Annotated in this window: 15 protein-coding genes; 7 read left to right on the plus strand and 8 right to left on the minus strand. The window is 62.9% G+C overall.

Going from position 1 to position 16,428, the window contains the following annotated elements:
- Positions 1-90 precede the first annotated feature (90 nt).
- Genes Amn_RS14490 through Amn_RS14515 form a run of 6 tightly spaced genes read right to left on the minus strand, consistent with a single transcriptional unit; the run spans position 91 to position 7,511 of the window.
- Positions 91-2,028, minus strand: a complete 1,938-nt coding sequence (locus Amn_RS14490; protein ID WP_154386500.1) for a CocE/NonD family hydrolase — start codon at positions 2,026-2,028, stop codon at positions 91-93.
- A gap of 7 nt (positions 2,029-2,035) precedes the next feature.
- The gene (locus tag Amn_RS14495) at positions 2,036-3,610 is read right to left on the minus strand and encodes an ABC transporter substrate-binding protein (RefSeq protein ID WP_154386499.1); all 1,575 of its coding nucleotides are present in this window, start codon (positions 3,608-3,610) and stop codon (positions 2,036-2,038) included.
- A 20-nt stretch (positions 3,611-3,630) separates the two neighbouring features.
- Complete coding sequence (locus Amn_RS14500) at positions 3,631-4,668, minus strand: ABC transporter ATP-binding protein (RefSeq protein ID WP_286288444.1); 1,038 nt, start codon at positions 4,666-4,668, stop codon at positions 3,631-3,633.
- Positions 4,665-5,633, minus strand: a complete 969-nt coding sequence (locus Amn_RS14505; protein WP_067962012.1) for an ABC transporter ATP-binding protein — start codon at positions 5,631-5,633, stop codon at positions 4,665-4,667. The genes Amn_RS14500 and Amn_RS14505 overlap by 4 nt, the downstream gene beginning before the upstream one ends.
- A 1-nt stretch (position 5,634) precedes the next feature.
- On the minus strand, positions 5,635-6,540 hold the full coding sequence (locus Amn_RS14510) for an ABC transporter permease (protein WP_067962011.1): 906 nt from the start codon (positions 6,538-6,540) through the stop codon (positions 5,635-5,637).
- Entirely contained in the window at positions 6,537-7,511 is a 975-nt protein-coding gene (locus Amn_RS14515; protein WP_154386497.1) for an ABC transporter permease, read from the minus strand. The genes Amn_RS14510 and Amn_RS14515 overlap by 4 nt, the downstream gene beginning before the upstream one ends.
- Positions 7,512-7,710: 199 nt before the next feature.
- On the opposite strand from Amn_RS14515, the gene Amn_RS14520 reads away from it, so the two are divergent.
- The 7 genes from Amn_RS14520 to Amn_RS14550 all read left to right on the plus strand — a co-directional run bounded on the left by Amn_RS14520 (position 7,711) and on the right by Amn_RS14550 (position 14,845).
- The gene (locus Amn_RS14520) at positions 7,711-8,622 is read left to right on the plus strand and encodes a LysR family transcriptional regulator (protein ID WP_263007113.1); all 912 of its coding nucleotides are present in this window, start codon (positions 7,711-7,713) and stop codon (positions 8,620-8,622) included.
- Between the two features lie 105 nt (positions 8,623-8,727).
- Positions 8,728-8,964, plus strand: coding sequence for a hypothetical protein (locus Amn_RS14525; RefSeq protein ID WP_286288456.1), 237 nt, complete (start codon positions 8,728-8,730; stop codon positions 8,962-8,964).
- 6 nt (positions 8,965-8,970) lie between these two features.
- On the plus strand, positions 8,971-11,433 hold the full coding sequence (gene ligD / locus Amn_RS14530; RefSeq protein ID WP_286288457.1) for a DNA ligase D: 2,463 nt from the start codon (positions 8,971-8,973) through the stop codon (positions 11,431-11,433).
- Between the two features lie 40 nt (positions 11,434-11,473).
- Positions 11,474-12,346: a non-homologous end joining protein Ku gene (ku, locus tag Amn_RS14535; RefSeq protein ID WP_263007111.1), complete on the plus strand. Its 873-nt coding sequence runs from the start codon at positions 11,474-11,476 to the stop codon at positions 12,344-12,346.
- A complete protein-coding gene (locus Amn_RS14540; RefSeq protein WP_067961999.1) occupies positions 12,343-13,431 on the plus strand; it encodes a tetratricopeptide repeat protein in 1,089 nt (362 codons plus the stop codon). Before ku ends, Amn_RS14540 begins: the two co-directional genes overlap by 4 nt.
- Complete coding sequence (locus tag Amn_RS14545; protein WP_263007110.1) at positions 13,432-14,070, plus strand: alpha/beta hydrolase family protein; 639 nt, start codon at positions 13,432-13,434, stop codon at positions 14,068-14,070.
- Positions 14,071-14,074: 4 nt separating this feature from the next.
- Positions 14,075-14,845 (plus strand): exodeoxyribonuclease III, encoded by a 771-nt coding sequence (locus tag Amn_RS14550; RefSeq protein WP_067961996.1) that lies wholly within the window; start codon positions 14,075-14,077, stop codon positions 14,843-14,845.
- 46 nt (positions 14,846-14,891) lie between these two features.
- Here the strand turns inward: Amn_RS14550 and Amn_RS14555 are convergent, their stop codons facing one another.
- Positions 14,892-15,170, minus strand: a complete 279-nt coding sequence (locus Amn_RS14555) for a DUF2218 domain-containing protein (protein ID WP_067961994.1) — start codon at positions 15,168-15,170, stop codon at positions 14,892-14,894.
- Positions 15,171-15,394: 224 nt separating this feature from the next.
- Positions 15,395-16,186, minus strand: coding sequence for a GGDEF domain-containing protein (locus Amn_RS14560; protein ID WP_067961992.1), 792 nt, complete (start codon positions 16,184-16,186; stop codon positions 15,395-15,397).
- Positions 16,187-16,428 lie beyond the last annotated feature (242 nt).

The following is a 16,428-nucleotide window of genomic DNA, read 5'->3' on the forward strand; positions in this document are numbered from 1 at the left end:
TCCAGGAAAAGTGTGCATCGGTTTTCTGTCCGGAATTGCGCAGAAACAAGTAGATGGAGAGTTTCCGCGATCCGAACAAAAGCGGAAACGCTAGTCCGAAATCCGGGGAATACCCTGCAATGCAGCCGCCGAGAGTGTCCTCAATCTGATGCGGGAGGCGCGTTCCTGGTCGCAATAGACCATGTTGCGGGCGACACGCTTGGCGCGGCCGCGGCCTTCCGGTGCGCCGGTGTTGGGATTGACGTCGAACTTGGGAAAATTGCTCGAGGATATGTCGAGCCGAAGCCGATGGCCCTTCTTGAACAGATTGGCCGTGGCAAAGGGTTCGATGGTGATGCTCATCACCTCGCCCGGGACGCAGGGTTTCGGCGCATCGAAGCCATCGCGGTATCGGCAGCGGAATATGCCGTCCGTCAGGATCATGGCGAAGCCGGTGGGATAGTCCTCGCTCGGTGGATAAACGTCGATCAGCTTTGCGGTGAAGTCGGTATCGGGGCCGTCAGTGGAAGCAAAAAGCTCAACGGTCACCGGACCGACGACGGCAATGTCTTCGGCAAATGGCTCGGTTTCGAAGGAGAGAACGTCCAGCCGAGCCGAAAGCGGCAGATTGGTGTTGTCACAGCCGAAGAACCGCGCCTGTTCGCGCTGATCGAAGCCGCCGCCCTCGAACACCGGTTGGCCGCTGGTCAACGCGCCGCCGATGGTCGGCACGGGGTGCTTCGGATCGAAGTCGTAGACGAATGGAGCTGCCGTTCGGGCAGGGGCCTCGGTCGACAGGCGGCCGTCCTCGTGGAGGTGCAGCACCGTTTCCTCGGAGGTCGGTACCGGCCAATCGGGTGCGGCGATCCAGCGCCCACCATGGTCGAGGCGGCCTTGCGGAGTCTTGCGGCCCGACCCACCGCCCATGACGAACAGGCGCGCGCGCGGTTCTCTGTCGACGCCATTGTCTGCGTCCTTCATCCAGCGGTCGAACCAGCGGCGGCGAAACTCCAGCCAGCTTTCGCTAACATTGCCGCCCAAGGGGGCGGTCGCGCCGAACTCGACATCGCCGGCGAAGGTGGCGTTGCGGTTGCCGTGCAGATTGGGGCCCATGATGAGCGCCATCGGACGATCCCGGTCACGCGCCAGTCCTTCGTAGTTCTCGAAGGTGGTTTTCACATAGGCATCGTACCAGCTCGACAACAGCGCGACCGGCACATTCGGGAAAGTATCGTAGCTTTCGGCAGCATAGATGCCGGGCTGCTTCCAGTAGTCGTCGAAGGTGCCGTGACGCCACTGTTCGAGCAGATAGTCCTCGTATTCGGGGACCCAACGCACCGGTGAGCGCCGCTCGGACCAGGGCATGGCGTTGAACCAGCTTCTGACATCCTCCGCTTCCAGTGCGCGCAGCAGGTTGGGGTCGTGTTTGGCCGCGGTGCTCTCGCGGGCATTGTTGTACGCCCAGGTTGCCTGCTTCAATTCAAACGCGCCGCCCTGGCGAATGCCGCAGGTAAATGCGTTGGAGAACCCACCGGAGTCCATGACCATCGCAGCAAGGCCGGGCGGGTTTAGGCAGGCCAGAGCCATCTGGGTGTGCGCGGCATATGACAGCCCCATCGTGCCGATCTTGCCATTCGACCAGGGTTGCTCGACGATCCAGGCAAGCGTGTCGTAACCGTCAGGACCTTCGGCGAGGTACTTGGTGAACGCGCCTTCCGAACCATGTCGGCCGCGGCAATCCTGATAGATCACGACATAGCCGTGGCGGACGAAGTGGCTTGCGACTTCGGCCCGCGTCATCGGCCTTGCCATGCCGAGTTCGATTTCCGAGCGCGAGCGCTCATCCTTGCCGTAGGCGGTACGTTCCAGGATGACGGGCAGGGCGTCTTCCAACACCCTGCCGTCATCTGCCGGACGATAGATGTCGGCCGCGAGCCGGACACCGTCGCGCATCGCCACCATCACATCGCGATGGACCACGACGCCGGGGCTCACCGGCTCGAGCGCAGGCAAGGACGCGACGCCCATCGTTTCGGCTGCTGCTTTCATGACTGCCTTACTTCGTCGTGTGGGCAAAGGTGGCGAGCGTGTCTTCGCCCTTGGAAGGGGTGAAGGCGATGCTGTCCCGGCTCGCCCAGGTGACCACCGGCCAGTAGAGCGGCATGATGGCGACGTCGCCGAAGGCGACCTCGGCAGCTTCGGCCAACAGCGCGTTGCGCTTGTCGACGTCGAATTCGGCCAGCGCCTCCTTCATCTTGGCATCGTAGGCGGGATTGGAATAACGCGCCCGGTTGAAGGAGCCGGTGCCAGCTTCCTTGTCGAACGTCATCAGCACGTTGGTCATGCCGGGCGCCGCAGACGGGGTGGTTGTGCCGAAGGAGAATACGAAGGCCGAGAATTCCTGCTTGCCGGCCGCCGCGACATAGACGCTGTAGGGCTGGGTGACGACGCCGTTGACCTTGAGTCCACCACGCGCAAACAGCTGGCCCAATGCCTGGCCGACATCGGCGTCGCCGGCAAAACGGTCGTTGGACGAATGCACAGTAATGCCGAAACCGTCGGGATAACCCGCCTCGGTAAGCAAAGCCTTGGCGCCGGCGAGATCGATCGCGTCCGGCTTGAGATTGGCCGAGTGGCCGCCGATGCCTTCAGGCACGAGCTGGCCGGCGGCGGCACCTGCACCCGACAGGATGCGGTCGATCAGAAGCTGGCGGTCGACCATCTTCGACATCGCCTGGCGCACGCGAACATCCTTCAGCGGGCTCGGCGCCAGCTTGGCGCCCGCCTTGTCGGTGACGAACGGGCTCTGGTCGCGTGCGCTGTCGAGTGCCAGATAGATGATCCGTGCCGAGGGCGTGGAATGCAGTGCGATGCCCTCGACGCTCTTCAGCGTTGCGACATCCGCCGGCGGCACGGCGTCGATCAGATCGACAGCGCCGGAACGAAGCGCCGCAACGCGTGCGGCGTTGTTGGAGATCGTGCGGAAAGTGACCTTTTCGAATTCCGGCTTGTCGCCCCAGAAATCGTCGTAGCGCTGAAGCACAAGGCGGTCGCCCGGCACCCATTCGACGAATTTGTAGGGGCCGGTGCCGATGGTCGCAGCGCCACTGTTGAAATCCGCGATGCCTTTGCCTTCGGAGGCCTTCCTGGAAACGATGTAGACCATGCCGGCCAGTTCCATGAATTGCGGCGTCGGCTTCTTGGTGGTGAAGCGGATGGTGGTCGGATCGACGATCTCCATCTTTGCGATGGAGCCGACATTGGCAGTGAACGGTGCCGGGCTGTTTTCGATCGTCGACACGCGTTCGAGCGAATAGACGACGTCCTCAGCGCTCAGCGGTGAGCCGTCGTGGAACTTGACGCCCTGACGCAGCTTCACTTCCCAGGTGAGCGGATCGGTATTCTTCCAGGATTCGGCCAGGTTCGGCTTGATCTGAAGGTTTTCGTCCTGTTCGACCAGCCGCCCGAAAATATGCTGGGCGGCATTCTGGTTGTTGCCGGTGCGCGAGAATTGCGGGTCGATCGCCGAAGGCTCGGCGGAAATGCCCACTGTAAGGTCGGCGGCAGATGCGGCCATGGAAAAGCTGCTGGCGAAAAGCAAAGCTGCGAAAGACGAACGGATGATCTGCATGGTCGTGTTCCCTTTTCTGTTCATGCAATTGCGGTTGTCGGGATGGCGGGCGAGGCCGCCTTGCCCGGCAGCTCGTTGAGATGGCAGGCGCTGACGTGGCCCGCCGCGATCTCACGCAAGATCGGCCGCTCGATGCGGCAACGGTCGAAGGCGTGCGGGCAGCGTGGATGGAAATGGCAGCCCGAAGGCGGATGAAGCGGCGAGGGGATCTCGCCTTTCACCGGATTGAACTGGCGTTTGCGCTGCTTGATCGTCGGCACTTCGGAAAGGAGTGCGATCGTGTAGGGATGATTGGGCGCGGCGAAGAAGGCGTCCGCCGGGGCGCTTTCGACGATGCGGCCGAGATACATGATCGCAACGCGGTCGGAGATATGCTTGACCACGCCAAGGTCGTGGCTGATGAACAGGTAGGTCAGACCGAGTTCCTGCTTGAGCTCCATGAACAGATTGAGGATCTGCGCCTGGATCGAGACGTCGAGTGCCGACACCGATTCATCGCAGATGATGAAGCGTGGATTCACCGCCAGGGCACGCGCGATGCCGATCCGCTGGCGCTGGCCACCAGAGAACTGATGCGGGTAACGGTTGAGATAGGACGGGTCGAGGCCGACACGCTGCATCAGCGCGGTCACCATTTCGGCGGCATCACGCCGCGCCACCATGCCATGGGCGATTGGCGCTTCGCCGATGATGTCGCGTATCGTCTTGCGCGGATTGAGCGAAGACATCGGGTCCTGGAAGATCATCTGCGAGGCAAGCCGCGCAGCCTTTGCCTCGGCACGCGGCAGCGCCGACATATCCTTGCCCTGCCAGTTCATCACGCCATCGGACTGGGACAGGATGCCAGCCATGATGCGGCCGAGCGTGGATTTGCCGCAACCGGACTCGCCGACGAGCCCGACGACTTCGCCGGGGTTGATCGTCAGCGAGACGCCGTCGACGGCATGAACGACACGCTCCTCTATATTGGCGCCAAGAAAGCGCGCCAGCCGCTCGGCGTAATCCAACCCGCGCGTGAACCGTCGAGAAATCGAAGTGGCTTCGACAAGAGGCGTCATGCTGCCCTCGCGATCTGCGGGTGGAAGCAGCGCCAGCGGTGGCCGTCGGCTGTGGCTTCTTCTTCTGGTTCGGTTTCGCAGGCTGCTGTGGCCGCAAAGCAGCGCAGGCGGAATGGACAGCCCGCAGGTCGCCCAAGCGGTGGCGGCGCCATGCCGGGAATGGGCGTCAGCGGTTCGCCCCGTTCGAGATTGGCTGGAACCGAACGCATCAGGCCGATCGTGTAGGGGTGGACCGGACTGTCGAGCACCGTGTCGGTTTCGCCGGTCTCGACGATCCTGCCGGCATACATCACCGCTATCCGGTGGGCGAGGCCGGCGACGACGCCGAGATCATGGCTGATCCAGATCAGCGACATGCCGAAGTCCCGGCTCAGCCCCTGGATTACCGCCAGGATCTGCGACTGGATGGTGACGTCGAGCGCTGTCGTTGGCTCATCGGCGATGATGAGCTCCGGCCGGTGTAGCAGTGCCATGGCGATTGCGACACGCTGGCGCATGCCGCCGGAAAACTGATGTGGATAGGCGGCCAGCCGTTCGTCGGGCGAGGGGATGCCGACCAGACCGAGCGCTTCGACGGCGCGAGCCCGCGCCTCGGCCCTGGAGACGCGGTCATGGGCGCGCACCGTCTCGACCATCTGGGTCTCGATCGACAACACCGGGTTGAGCGTCATCATCGGGTCCTGGAAGATCATGGCGATCTTCTTGCCCCTGAGTGTCCGCATCTCGCCCTGCGAGCGGCCGACAAGGTCTTCGCCATGAAACAGGATCCTGCCGCCGGCGATACGTCCCGGCGGATCGACAAGGCCCAGAACTGAAAAGCCGGTGATCGACTTGCCGGAACCGGACTCGCCGACCAGGCCGAGGATTTCACCCCGGCCAACCTCGAACGACACGCCGTCCACCGCCTTGGCCACGCCGGCTCGGGTGAAGAAATAGGTGCAGAGATTTTCGACCTTCAGCGTCATCTCATCGCTCCGAAAGTCGGGGGTTGAGCACTTCACGGAGACGGTCGCCGACGATGTTGATGCTGAAGACCAGCGCCAGCAGCAGAAGGCCGGGATAGACCGATATCCAGTATTGGCCCGACAACAGCGTCTGGTAACCATTGGCGATCAACAGGCCGAGCGACGGCTCGGTGATCGGCAGCCCGATGCCAAGGAAGGACAGCGTTGCTTCGGCTGAAATGGCGTTGGCCACCTGAAGCGTTCCGATGACGATGATCGGCGGCAGGCAGTTGGGCAGCATGTGGCCGAACAGGATGCGCGGCTTGGAAAGCCCCAGCGATGCGGCGGCTTCGACATATTCCTTGCCGCGCTCGATCAGCGCTGCTGCGCGCACCGCCCGGGCGAACTGAGCCCACTGGACGATGACCAATGCCAGCACCACCTTCCACACGCCCTGGCCAAGCAACGCCAGCAGCATAAGTGCCACCAGGATGGTGGGGAAACCGAGCATCAGGTCGACAAGGCGCATGATCAGCGTGTCGATGCGGCCGCCATAATAGGCTGCGGTGAGGCCAAGTGCCGTGCCGACCGCAAGAGCGATGACTCCGGAGAACAGGCCGACGCCCATCGACGTCCGCAGGCCGTAGACCATCGCCGAGAACATGTCGCGGCCCTGGCCGTCGGTTCCGAGCCAATAGGTCGTGCCCGACATGCTGTTGGACATCGGTGGCAGGCGCGCGTCGAAGAAGTCGATCGCTGCGAGGTCATACGGGTTCTGCGGCACCAGCGCGGGGCCGAAAATGGCCGTGGCGATCAAGATCAGGCAGATCGCGAGCGCGATCGTCGCCTTGGGGCTGCCGAGAATGCCACGCAGCGAGCGCGCCCAGAACGACTGGCTTTCCTGGAAACGGTGGGTGAGCGCTGTCATTGCGTTTCACTCAGCCGGATGCGCGGATCGAGCATCGAATAGACGATGTCGACGGCAAGATTGATGAAGATGAACATGGTGACGACGACCAGCAGGTAGGCAACGACCACGGGCCGGTCGAGCACGGTGATGGAATCGATCAGGAGCTTGCCGATGCCGGGCCACGCGAAGATGGTCTCGGTCACCACCGCGAAGGCGATCAGCGACCCGAATTCCATGCCGACCACGGTGACGATCGGGATCAGGATGTTCTTCATCACATGGACGGAAATGATACGGCGTTCGGACAGGCCCTTGGCACGGGCGAACTTGATGAAGTCGAGCGGCATCGTTTCGCGCACGCCGGTGCGGGTCAGCCGGATGACAAGCGACAGCTGGAACAAGGCGAGGTTGGTCGCCGGCAAGATGAGATGAGCGAGCCCGTCCCAGGTAGCCAGGGATGTCGTGATGCCGAAGATCTCCCCGGTTTCGCCGCGCCCGGATGACGGCAGCCAACCGAGCCAGACCGAAAAAATCATGATCAGCATCATGCCCTGCCAGAAATTTGGCAGGCTGAAACCGAGAATCGAACCGGTCATGATGGTTTCGTCCGTCACCGAACGCGGCTTGAGCCCCGCAATCAGGCCGAGGGGAATGCCGAGCACGAGCGCGATGGCGAGTGCGACGAAAGCGAGTTCGAGTGTGGCCGGCAGCCGCTGAAAGATGAGGCTGATGGCCGGCTGGTTGAAGACGAAGGAGCGGCCGAAATCACCGTGCAGCGCGTTGACGAGGAAGGTGCCGTATTGCGCGACCAGCGAGCGGTCGAGCCCGAGCGCCCGGATCGCCGCCTCGCGCTCGGCGAAGCTGGCGTCGGCGGGGATCAGGATGTCGACTGGATTGCCGATGGCGTAGACGCCGACAAAAACCAGAAGCGACGTCAGGAATACGACAAACAGGCTCTGGCTGAAGCGGCGGATGATGAAGATCGTCATCGCGTTTGCGCTCCTTGCATGACTTGCCTGAATGGGCTGCGCCCGGTCATCACGTGAATGCTCTCCTCCCGGCGCCGGTTGCCGACTGCCTGTTGTCGTGCGACGTAACAGCGAGGGCGGCAGGCGCGCAATCTTATGAGTTTTGTGCATTACTCGATGCGAAAAGGGCCGTGCAGCAGCGTGGGGAACTGAAAGCTGAATGAACCTGAAGCAGTTGGACGTGTTTCGCGCGGTGATGCAGACCGGTTCGACGATCGGCGCATCGGGCGTGCTCGCCTTGTCACAGTCGGCAATCAGCCGCCAGCTCACGAGCCTGGAGGAAGAGATCGGTTTTGAGCTGTTTCGTCGTGAGAAGGGCAGGCTGGTTCCAAAGCCTGAGGCAACCGCACTGCTCCAGGAGGTCGGCGAACTCTCGGACGTCTTGGCACGGCTAAAGCGCCGGACCGACGAACTCAGTGCCGGGCGCTCGGGCCGGACGCTGATCAAGATGGGGTTTCCGCACTCGCTGACGACGACGCTGTTGCCGAAGCTGGTCGCCGACTTTCTGGCAACGCAGGATCAGGTCAGTATCGAGCTGGTGGCCGGCCCCTACGATATGATCGAACGCGCGGTCATGGGCCGCAGCGTCGATTTCGGCTTTGTCCGGTTGCCGACCGAAGATCGTGGCCTGGTGACGATGCCGCTGGTGTCGAGCGGGCAGCTATGTGTTTTGCCGGCCGGTCATCCGCTGGCAGCGCGCGAGACCATCAGTGCCGACGATCTTGCAGGCTCCGATCTGGTGCTGCTCGGGCGGCTGAGATCGAGCCGCGAAGACATCGAAGAGCGGCTGCGGCGTGCCCAGGGTGCGGTCCGTTGCCGGGTCGAAGCGCATTCGGTGGAGGCAAGCGTCGCGCTGGTTGCCGAGGGCATAGGCGTTTCGATCATCCCGGCGCTGATCGGCAGCCTGCTGAAGTCCGAACGCGTTGTCATGCGGCCATTCGCGCCGCCGCTGTGGAGCGACTACGGTATCGCCACGCTGCGCGAAGCGCCACTTTCCAGGCCGATGTTGATGTTCATCGCCATGTTGAAAGAGCGACTTGTCGGTGACGGCGTGCTGACCAAGCCGATCTGAGCTGGGCCATGACAACATGCCTCGTGATGGACCAACAACGCCTGCATTGATCAAGGATCGACTTTGGGAGATAGTCGGCGCCATTGGTTCAGGAGCCTTGGGCGTATGCGTACACCGGTTGCCAACCAGATCAGGAAGCGCAGGGCCGTCTCCGACGCGCTCGGCCGCCATAAGGTATTCGTCAGTTCCAGGCTGTTTCGAGGCGATGGCCAGACCATTTCGCGGGTGCTGGTCTCGGGCCAGTATTACGACGTCAGCGACGCCTTGCTCGACAGGCTGATGGCGGGTGCGACCCCCAGGGAGCTTGAACTGGAGCCCGCGCCCGAAGACGCGGCGCACTAGGCCGGGATGGCAGCGGAAAAGCTTCGCACCTACCGGCAAAAGCGCGATTTCACCAGGACGCGCGAGCCACGCGGCGTCGAACAGGCGGGCGAGGGCAACCGCTTCGTCGTGCACAAGCACCATGCCACCGCCGACCACTACGATCTGCGCCTCGAACTCGACGGCGTGCTCAAGAGCTGGGCGGTGCCGCGCGGGCCGTCGCTCAATCCGGCCGACAAGAGGCTTGCCGTCGAGACCGAGGACCATCCGCTCGAATATATCGACTTCGAAGGCCTGATCCCTGAAGGTGAATACGGCGGTGGGCCGATGATCGTCTGGGACGGCGGCGTCTGGGCGCCGATGGAGGACGCCCGGGCGTCGCTCGACAAAGGCGCGTTCAAGTTCCGGCTCTGGGGCGAAAAGCTCAAGGGCGGCTGGATGCTGGCGCGGCTGAAGCCGAAGCCGGGCGAAGACAAGCGCAACTGGCTGCTGTTCAAGGAACATGACCCGGCGGCCGACGAGACGACGGACATTCTCGAAGCGCGGCCAGAAAGCGTAAAGTCTGGGCGGCGCATCGAGGAGCTGGTCGTGGTTCCGAGGAAGCCGCCGCCACCGAAGCCCGGCGACTTCAAGCCCGACAAGCTCGCGGGGGCGGTGCGGGCGCCGATGCCGGCACGGATCGAACCGCAGCTGGCCACCGCAGCACCCAAGCCGCCGTCGGGCGAGGGTTGGCTGCACGAGATCAAGTTCGATGGTTATCGCACCATGGTGCATCTGGAAGGCGGAACGGCCCGGCTGATCACCCGCAGCGGCATCGACTGGACAAAGCGTTACGGCAAGCTTTCGGCGGCGTTTCGCGACCTGCCATGCAGCGACGCGGTCATCGACGGCGAGATCGTCGTTCTTGACGACAAGGGCATCAGCCGGTTTGCCGCCTTGCAGGACGCGCTGGCCAGCGGGCACGACGAGCTCCTGGTGTTCTACGCCTTCGATCTTCTGCATCTCAACGGCTGGGGCCTGACGGGCGTAGAGCTTGGCAAACGCAAGGACTTGCTGGAGACCCTTCTTGCCGGCCATGTCCACGCGCAGTCGGCGCTGCAGGTCAGCGGGCATGTCGAGGGCGACGGCCAGGCATTGTACGACCAGGCAACCCTGATGGGATTGGAAGGCGTGGTGTCGAAGCGACGCTCGGCGCATTACACATCAGGGCGCTCGCATAGCTGGACCAAGACCAAGGCGCTGAAACGGGACGAATTCGTCATCGCCGGCTACACCACATCCGAAGCCGCAGAGGGCCTCGCGGCACTTGCGCTCGGCGAATGGGTGGACGGAGAGCTGCAGTATCGCGGCAAGGTTGGAACCGGCTTCGACGCCGAGACGTTGCAGTCATTGCTGCACCGGCTGCAAGGCCTGCGCGAGGGTGCGGCGAAGCTCGATGGCGCGCCGAAGGAGGTCATCCCTGTGCGACCCGTGCTCAATGCCCGCATCCACTACGCCAACCGCACCGCCGACAATGCGTTGCGGCATGCGGTGTTCAAGGGGCTGCGCGAGGCCGAGCTGTCGGAGGCGCCCCTGGCCCCGCGCAAGCGGCTGATCACCGACGCCGACCTTGCAGCCGTCACCATCACCAATCCGGAGCGCCGAATGCTCGGCAAGTCAGGGCCGACCAAGCTCGACATTGCCGTCTATTACGCCGCCGTCGGCGATTTCATGCTGCCGCACATCATGGGGCGGCCGGTGTCGCTGTTCAGGTGCCCAACCGGCCAGCACAAGGACTGCTTCTTCCAGCGCCACGCCTTCACCGGCATGCCGGCAACCATCGCGCGGTTCGAGACCAAGAACTCCGAGGACGAGACAAAAACCTACATTTCGGTCGAGGACGCCAAGGGCTACCTCGCGCTGGCGCAGTTCGGCGTCGTCGAGTTTCATGTCTGGGGTGCATTGCGCAAGCGCCTGGACAAGCCCGATCGGGTCGTCTTCGATCTCGATCCGGGCGAGGGGATCGGCTGGCGCGAGGTGGTCGAGGCGGCCGTGCATGTCCGCGACGAGCTGACGAAGATGGGGCTGGTGCCGTTCGTGAAGACCTCGGGCGGCAGCGGCATCCACGTCGTCGTGCCGACGACAGGCAAGCTCGGCTGGAAGCAGTTCCATCAGGCAAGCAGCGAAATCTCGTCGCGGATAGCCAGGACCGCGCCCGACACTTTCACCACCGTGATGGGCAAGGACAACCGCAAGAAGCGCATCTTCATCGACTTCCACCGCAACGCGCGCAGCGCGACCGCCGCTGCGCCCTACAGTCTTCGCGCCCGCACCAACATGCCGGCGTCGACTCCATTGAGCTGGGCCGATCTCGAGTCCATCGACGCTCCAGCGGATTTGAACTATTCTTCGCTTCCCGGACTTGTGGCAAGGTCGGGCGATCCTTGGGCAGACATATCAGATCATGCCAAGGACTTGCCGGTCGAGGTCACTGCCAAGAGTAAGTCTTGACCACGAGTATGTCTTGAGTTGTGTCGCGTAGGAGACAAGCATGGCACCAAGGGCAAGTTGGAAGGGGTATCTGAAACTCAGCCTGGTCAGCTGCCCGGTGCGGCTGTACCCGGCGACCAGCACGAGCGAGCGCATCAGCTTCAATCAGCTGCACAAAGACACGCACAACCGCATCAACATGAAGCCTGTCGATCCGGAACTCGGTCTCGTCGAACGCTCCGACCTCGTCAAAGGCTACGAATACGAAGACAAGAAATACATTATCATCGACGAAGCTGACATCGACAGCGTCAAGATCGAATCCAATCACACGATGAACATCGAAGCCTTCGTCGATGAAGACTCCGTCGACGTGATCTACCAGGACGCGCCCTATTATCTTGCTCCTGACGGCGCGATGGCCGAGGAGACCTTCGCCGTGCTGCGCGAGGCCTTGCGCAAATCGGGCAAGCTCGCCATCGCCCGCCTGGTCCTGTCCAGCCGTGAGCGCGTGGTGACGATCGGCGCACGTGAGAACGGCATGTTCGTCTGCACCTTGCGCAATCCGAGCGAAGTGCGTGGCACGTCTGAATATTTCGGCAACATTCCCGCTGGCAACCCGGACCCGGAAATGTTGGAGCTGGCCGAAGCGCTGATCAAGCAGAAGCTGACGACATTCGATCCGAAAAACTACGAGGACCGCTACGAGATCGCCTTGATGAAGATGATCAAGGAGAAGCTGAAGGGTCACAAGCCGATCATCGCGGCGGCTCCAGAGCGTGGCAACGTCATCAACCTGATGGATGCGCTGAAAGCCAGCCTCGGCCAGGCCAAACCGCCGGCCAAGAGCAAGACCAAGGCCGAACCGGCAGAGAAGCCCGCAGCCAAACTTTCGGCCGCTGGCAGCGGCAAGGCAGCGAAAGGCAAGAAGTGACGGCACTTTCGGGCAGGATCTTTGGCCTGGTCGGTGCGCTTGCCGCCTTTCCCAGGCGGCTTGCCGTGCGCGAGGTCGCTCGACAGGGCGGTGAACTGCAGCATGGCGTGACGCGGCGGACGACGCATGTCGTGGTCGGACGTATGTTGCTCGCCAAGCTTGACGAGGCGCAGTTGGAGGCGCGGCTCGACGCCGCGCTTGCCTCCGGTCGACCGGTGCTCAGCGAAAATGGCTTCCTCCGCGCGCTTGACCTGCTCGATCGGGCAGATGGCGCGGAGATGACCCGACAGTCGCTGATCGAGCAGTCGCGCATCGAGCCGCACGCCTTCGACTTCCTGTCGCTGTTCGACGCCTTCGAAGGCGACAGCGAGCCCTATGCGTTTCGCGACCTGATCCTGGCCCGGAAATATGCCGGGCTGCTGGCTGGCGGTGCAACCTGGAGCGCCATTGCCAGGTCGGTCCGCCGTTCGGGTGCCGTCGCGTCGCTCAGCGCGTTGTCGTTGCATGCCGACGGCAAGGACTCGATCTATGCCCGTCTTGGTGAAGACCTGGCCGAACTGGACGGCCAGCGGCTGTTGCCGTTGGGACGCCCAGGCGATGCCGAACTCGAGGATATGTTCGCGCTCGCCGAACAGGCGGAGGAGGGTGGTTCTTATGCCGAGGCGGCGGCGCTCTACGCACGCTGCCTTGCCGCCGATCCGAGCGACAGCGTCGCGGCATTCAACCGCGCCAACTGCCTGCGCGCGGCCGGCAACAGCCAGGAGGCGATGCAGACCTATCTCAGGGCGATCAAGCTCGACCCGAAATTCGTCGAAGCCTGGTTCAACCTCGGCGGGCTGTTTGCCACCGAAGGCAAGGTGCACACCGCACGGCGCCACCTCAAAAAGGCGGTGGCGCTCGACCCGACCTACGCCGATGCGATGTTCAACCTCGCCAACCTCGAATATGAGGCCGGCGACCTGGCCGAAGCCAGGCGCTGGTGGTCGCTTTATCTTGAGCTCGACGGCACGTCGGAATGGGCCAAGACCGCCGCCAAGGGCATCCAGTATGCCGATCTGCATCTCAGGGAACGGACGGCAAGCTAGATGGCATTGCATTTTCTTTTCGACGGGCCGGAAGACGCTGCCGTCACCGTGCTTCTGGCTCACGGCGCGGGCGCGCCGATGGACTCGGCGTCGATGACGGCCGCTGCCAGCGCGCTTGCCAAGGTCGGCTTTCGCGTGGCGCGCTTCGAATTCGGCTACATGGCGGCGCGGCGGAGCGAAGGCGCACGGAAGCCACCGCCAAGGGCGGAAACGCTGAACCCCGAATACAAGGCAGCCGTTGACCAACTGGCCGCCAAGGGACCGCTTGTCATCGGCGGCAAGTCGATGGGCGGGCGTGTCGCCAGCATGGTCGCCGACGAATTGTTTGCGTCGGGCAAGATCGTCGGGCTCCTGTGCCTTGGCTATCCGTTCCACCCTCCGGCCAAACCGACGCAGTTGCGCACCAAACATCTTGCGGCACTGAAGACGCCGACGCTGATCGTTCAGGGAACACGCGACGAGTTCGGAACGGTCGAGGAAGTTCCCGGCTATGAGCTGTCTGAGCGCATCGAGCTGCTGTGGCTCGAGGATGGCGACCACGATCTCAAACCGCGCAAGAGCATTTCCGGCTTTTCCGCCGCGGATCACCTGAAAACGCTGGGCGAAGCGGTCGCCGGCTGGTCGGCCCGGCTGACCTGACCGAATGAAGATCGCCACCTTCAACGTCAACAACGTCAACCGCAGGCTCGAAAACCTGCTGGCTTGGTTGAAGGAAGCAAAACCAGATATCGTATGCCTGCAGGAGCTGAAGGCGGCGGACACACAGCTGCCGCGTTCGGCCATCGAGGCGGCGGGTTATGGCGCGGCCTGGCTGGGACAGTCGACCTGGAACGGCGTGGCGATCCTTGCCCGCGATGCCGAGCCGGTCGTGACACGCTGGGAGCTGCCCGGTGATCCCGACGATCGCCAGAGCCGCTACATCGAGGCTGCGGTCAACGGCGTGCTGATCGCTTCGCTCTATGCGCCGAACGGCAACCCGCAGCCGGGGCCCAAATTCGATTACAAGCTGGCCTGGCACAGCAGGCTCAACGCGCATGCGGCAACGCTGCTTGCGGCCGATGTTCCGGCAGTGCTTGCCGGCGACTTCAACGTCGCGCCCGAGCCCTACGACGTCTACGCAACCAAATCCTACGACGACAATGCGCTCGTCCAGCCCGAGAGCCGTACCGCCTTCAGGCAATTGCTCGATCAGGGTTGGACCGATGCCATCCGCAAGACCTATCCCGCCGAGGTGGTCTACACCTTCTGGGACTACAGGCGAAACCGTTGGCCGCGCGACGCCGGCCTGCGGCTCGATCATATGCTGCTGAGCAAGAAGATGGCCAAGCGCATGACTGGTGCTGGCGTCGATCGCGAGGTGCGCGGTCGCGAAGACGCGAGCGACCATGCCCCGGTTTGGATCAGCACGAAGTAGCCGGCTTGCGGCTACCTCATGACCGGTGGATGGATTGCTCGATCGGTCAGGCAGGGCGCCACTCGAATTTCAGTTCCTCGCGGAAGGCGAAACGCACGATATGGTCGACAACGACCTGTTCCATGCGTGGCAGGTCTTCGGCCTCGACATTGACCGTCAGCGTATGGTCGTCGGCGCGCAGGTCGACAACACGTCCTTCGCCAAGGTCGATGCGACCTTCGGCCGGTGAAAAGTCGACTGAAAACTTGTGGCTCCAGTGCTTGCAGAGCTGCTGCAGATAGCGGCTGGCGTGTTCGGTGGCGACTGATGCAGTTGATCTGGGCATGATTGTCCTCGGATTGATTGTCACCCTGGGCGCCGACAGGGCGGATGTAGTCTCGCGATTTCGTCAAAAATGCGAGGCCGGGGCGCTGTGCATGGCAAGGTGGCTCTGCGCGATACGCCTTGCACTGTCGCAGAACGAAGGGAAATCCGGCAGAACGAGTTGATGTTTAGAGCCAGCGCCTGTTCCGAAGAGTTGGCGGTCGCCTTACGAGAGACCGTACCGTTTCAATGGAGCGAAGGGCGGGATGGCGAGGAGCCTTGCCGGAGGTGGGCGTATTCGACGCGGTTGCGTCCCTTCTCCTTGGCCGCCTGCATCTGGCGGTCGGCAGTGAGCAGCAGTTCGTCGGCGGTCGCGTCGGTTTCGAACAGCACGGCGCCGACACTGACGGTCAACGGCCAGGTCAAACCGCCGGCAACGGGTTCGAAACTCGCCTCGGCAACCGCATTGCGGATACGCTCGGCAACTTTCTCGGCATTCGCCTTGGTCGCTCCGGGCAGGTAGACGGCGAATTCGTCGCCGCCGATGCGCCCGACAAGATCGCCGCTTCGCACCGAAGCACGGATGATGGCGGCAATCGCGCTGAGCGCCTGGTTGCCGGCGGCATAGCCGATTTGCTCATTGAGGCGCCTTAGATGATCCATGTCGATCACCAGCAGCGCTCCCGGCCGCCGCCCTGTCGCAGAGCTCGTTGCGATGACGTCGATTGCCGCGGTGAACAACGGGCCGGTGAGGCATGACGTCAGGCTGTCATGCGCCAGCTCCTGGGCGTATTTTTGCTTCAGCGAGGCGTTTTCGGTCAGGCTCAGGCCCAGCAGCACAAGCAGGGGGGTGATGAAGAGCAGTGGCAAGAGAAAAGCGTTGACCGCGTCACGCCAGAGAATTTCGGCATCCACGCCAGCAAAGACAAGGACACGGAAGCCCAGTCCGACGATGACGAACAAAAGCGCACCACCCAAGGTCAGGAGCGCGACCTGACCCCATCGGCGCTGTGTTATTGCATTCAGCCTGTCTAGCATGCGTACCCAGCCGAAAGTCTTTCCAAGGATTTCGACCTTATCCGGCATATCTGCGCAATACGCGTCGCGAGAGCGCACTTTGAGCGCGAGGCCACAGTTACGAAGCGTTATGGTTAACGGAATGCTAAGGACCGCTTCGCAAACTCACTGGCGTGCCTTGCTGGCATCTATAGCCTAGCAATAGCGATCTTTCGGATAAGACCGGTGGCGGACCGTAGCCGATGAAGCAGAGAACTACGTTC

Source organism: Aminobacter sp. Y103A, from assembly GCF_030294925.1.
GTDB lineage: Bacteria > Pseudomonadota > Alphaproteobacteria > Rhizobiales > Rhizobiaceae > Aminobacter > Aminobacter ciceronei.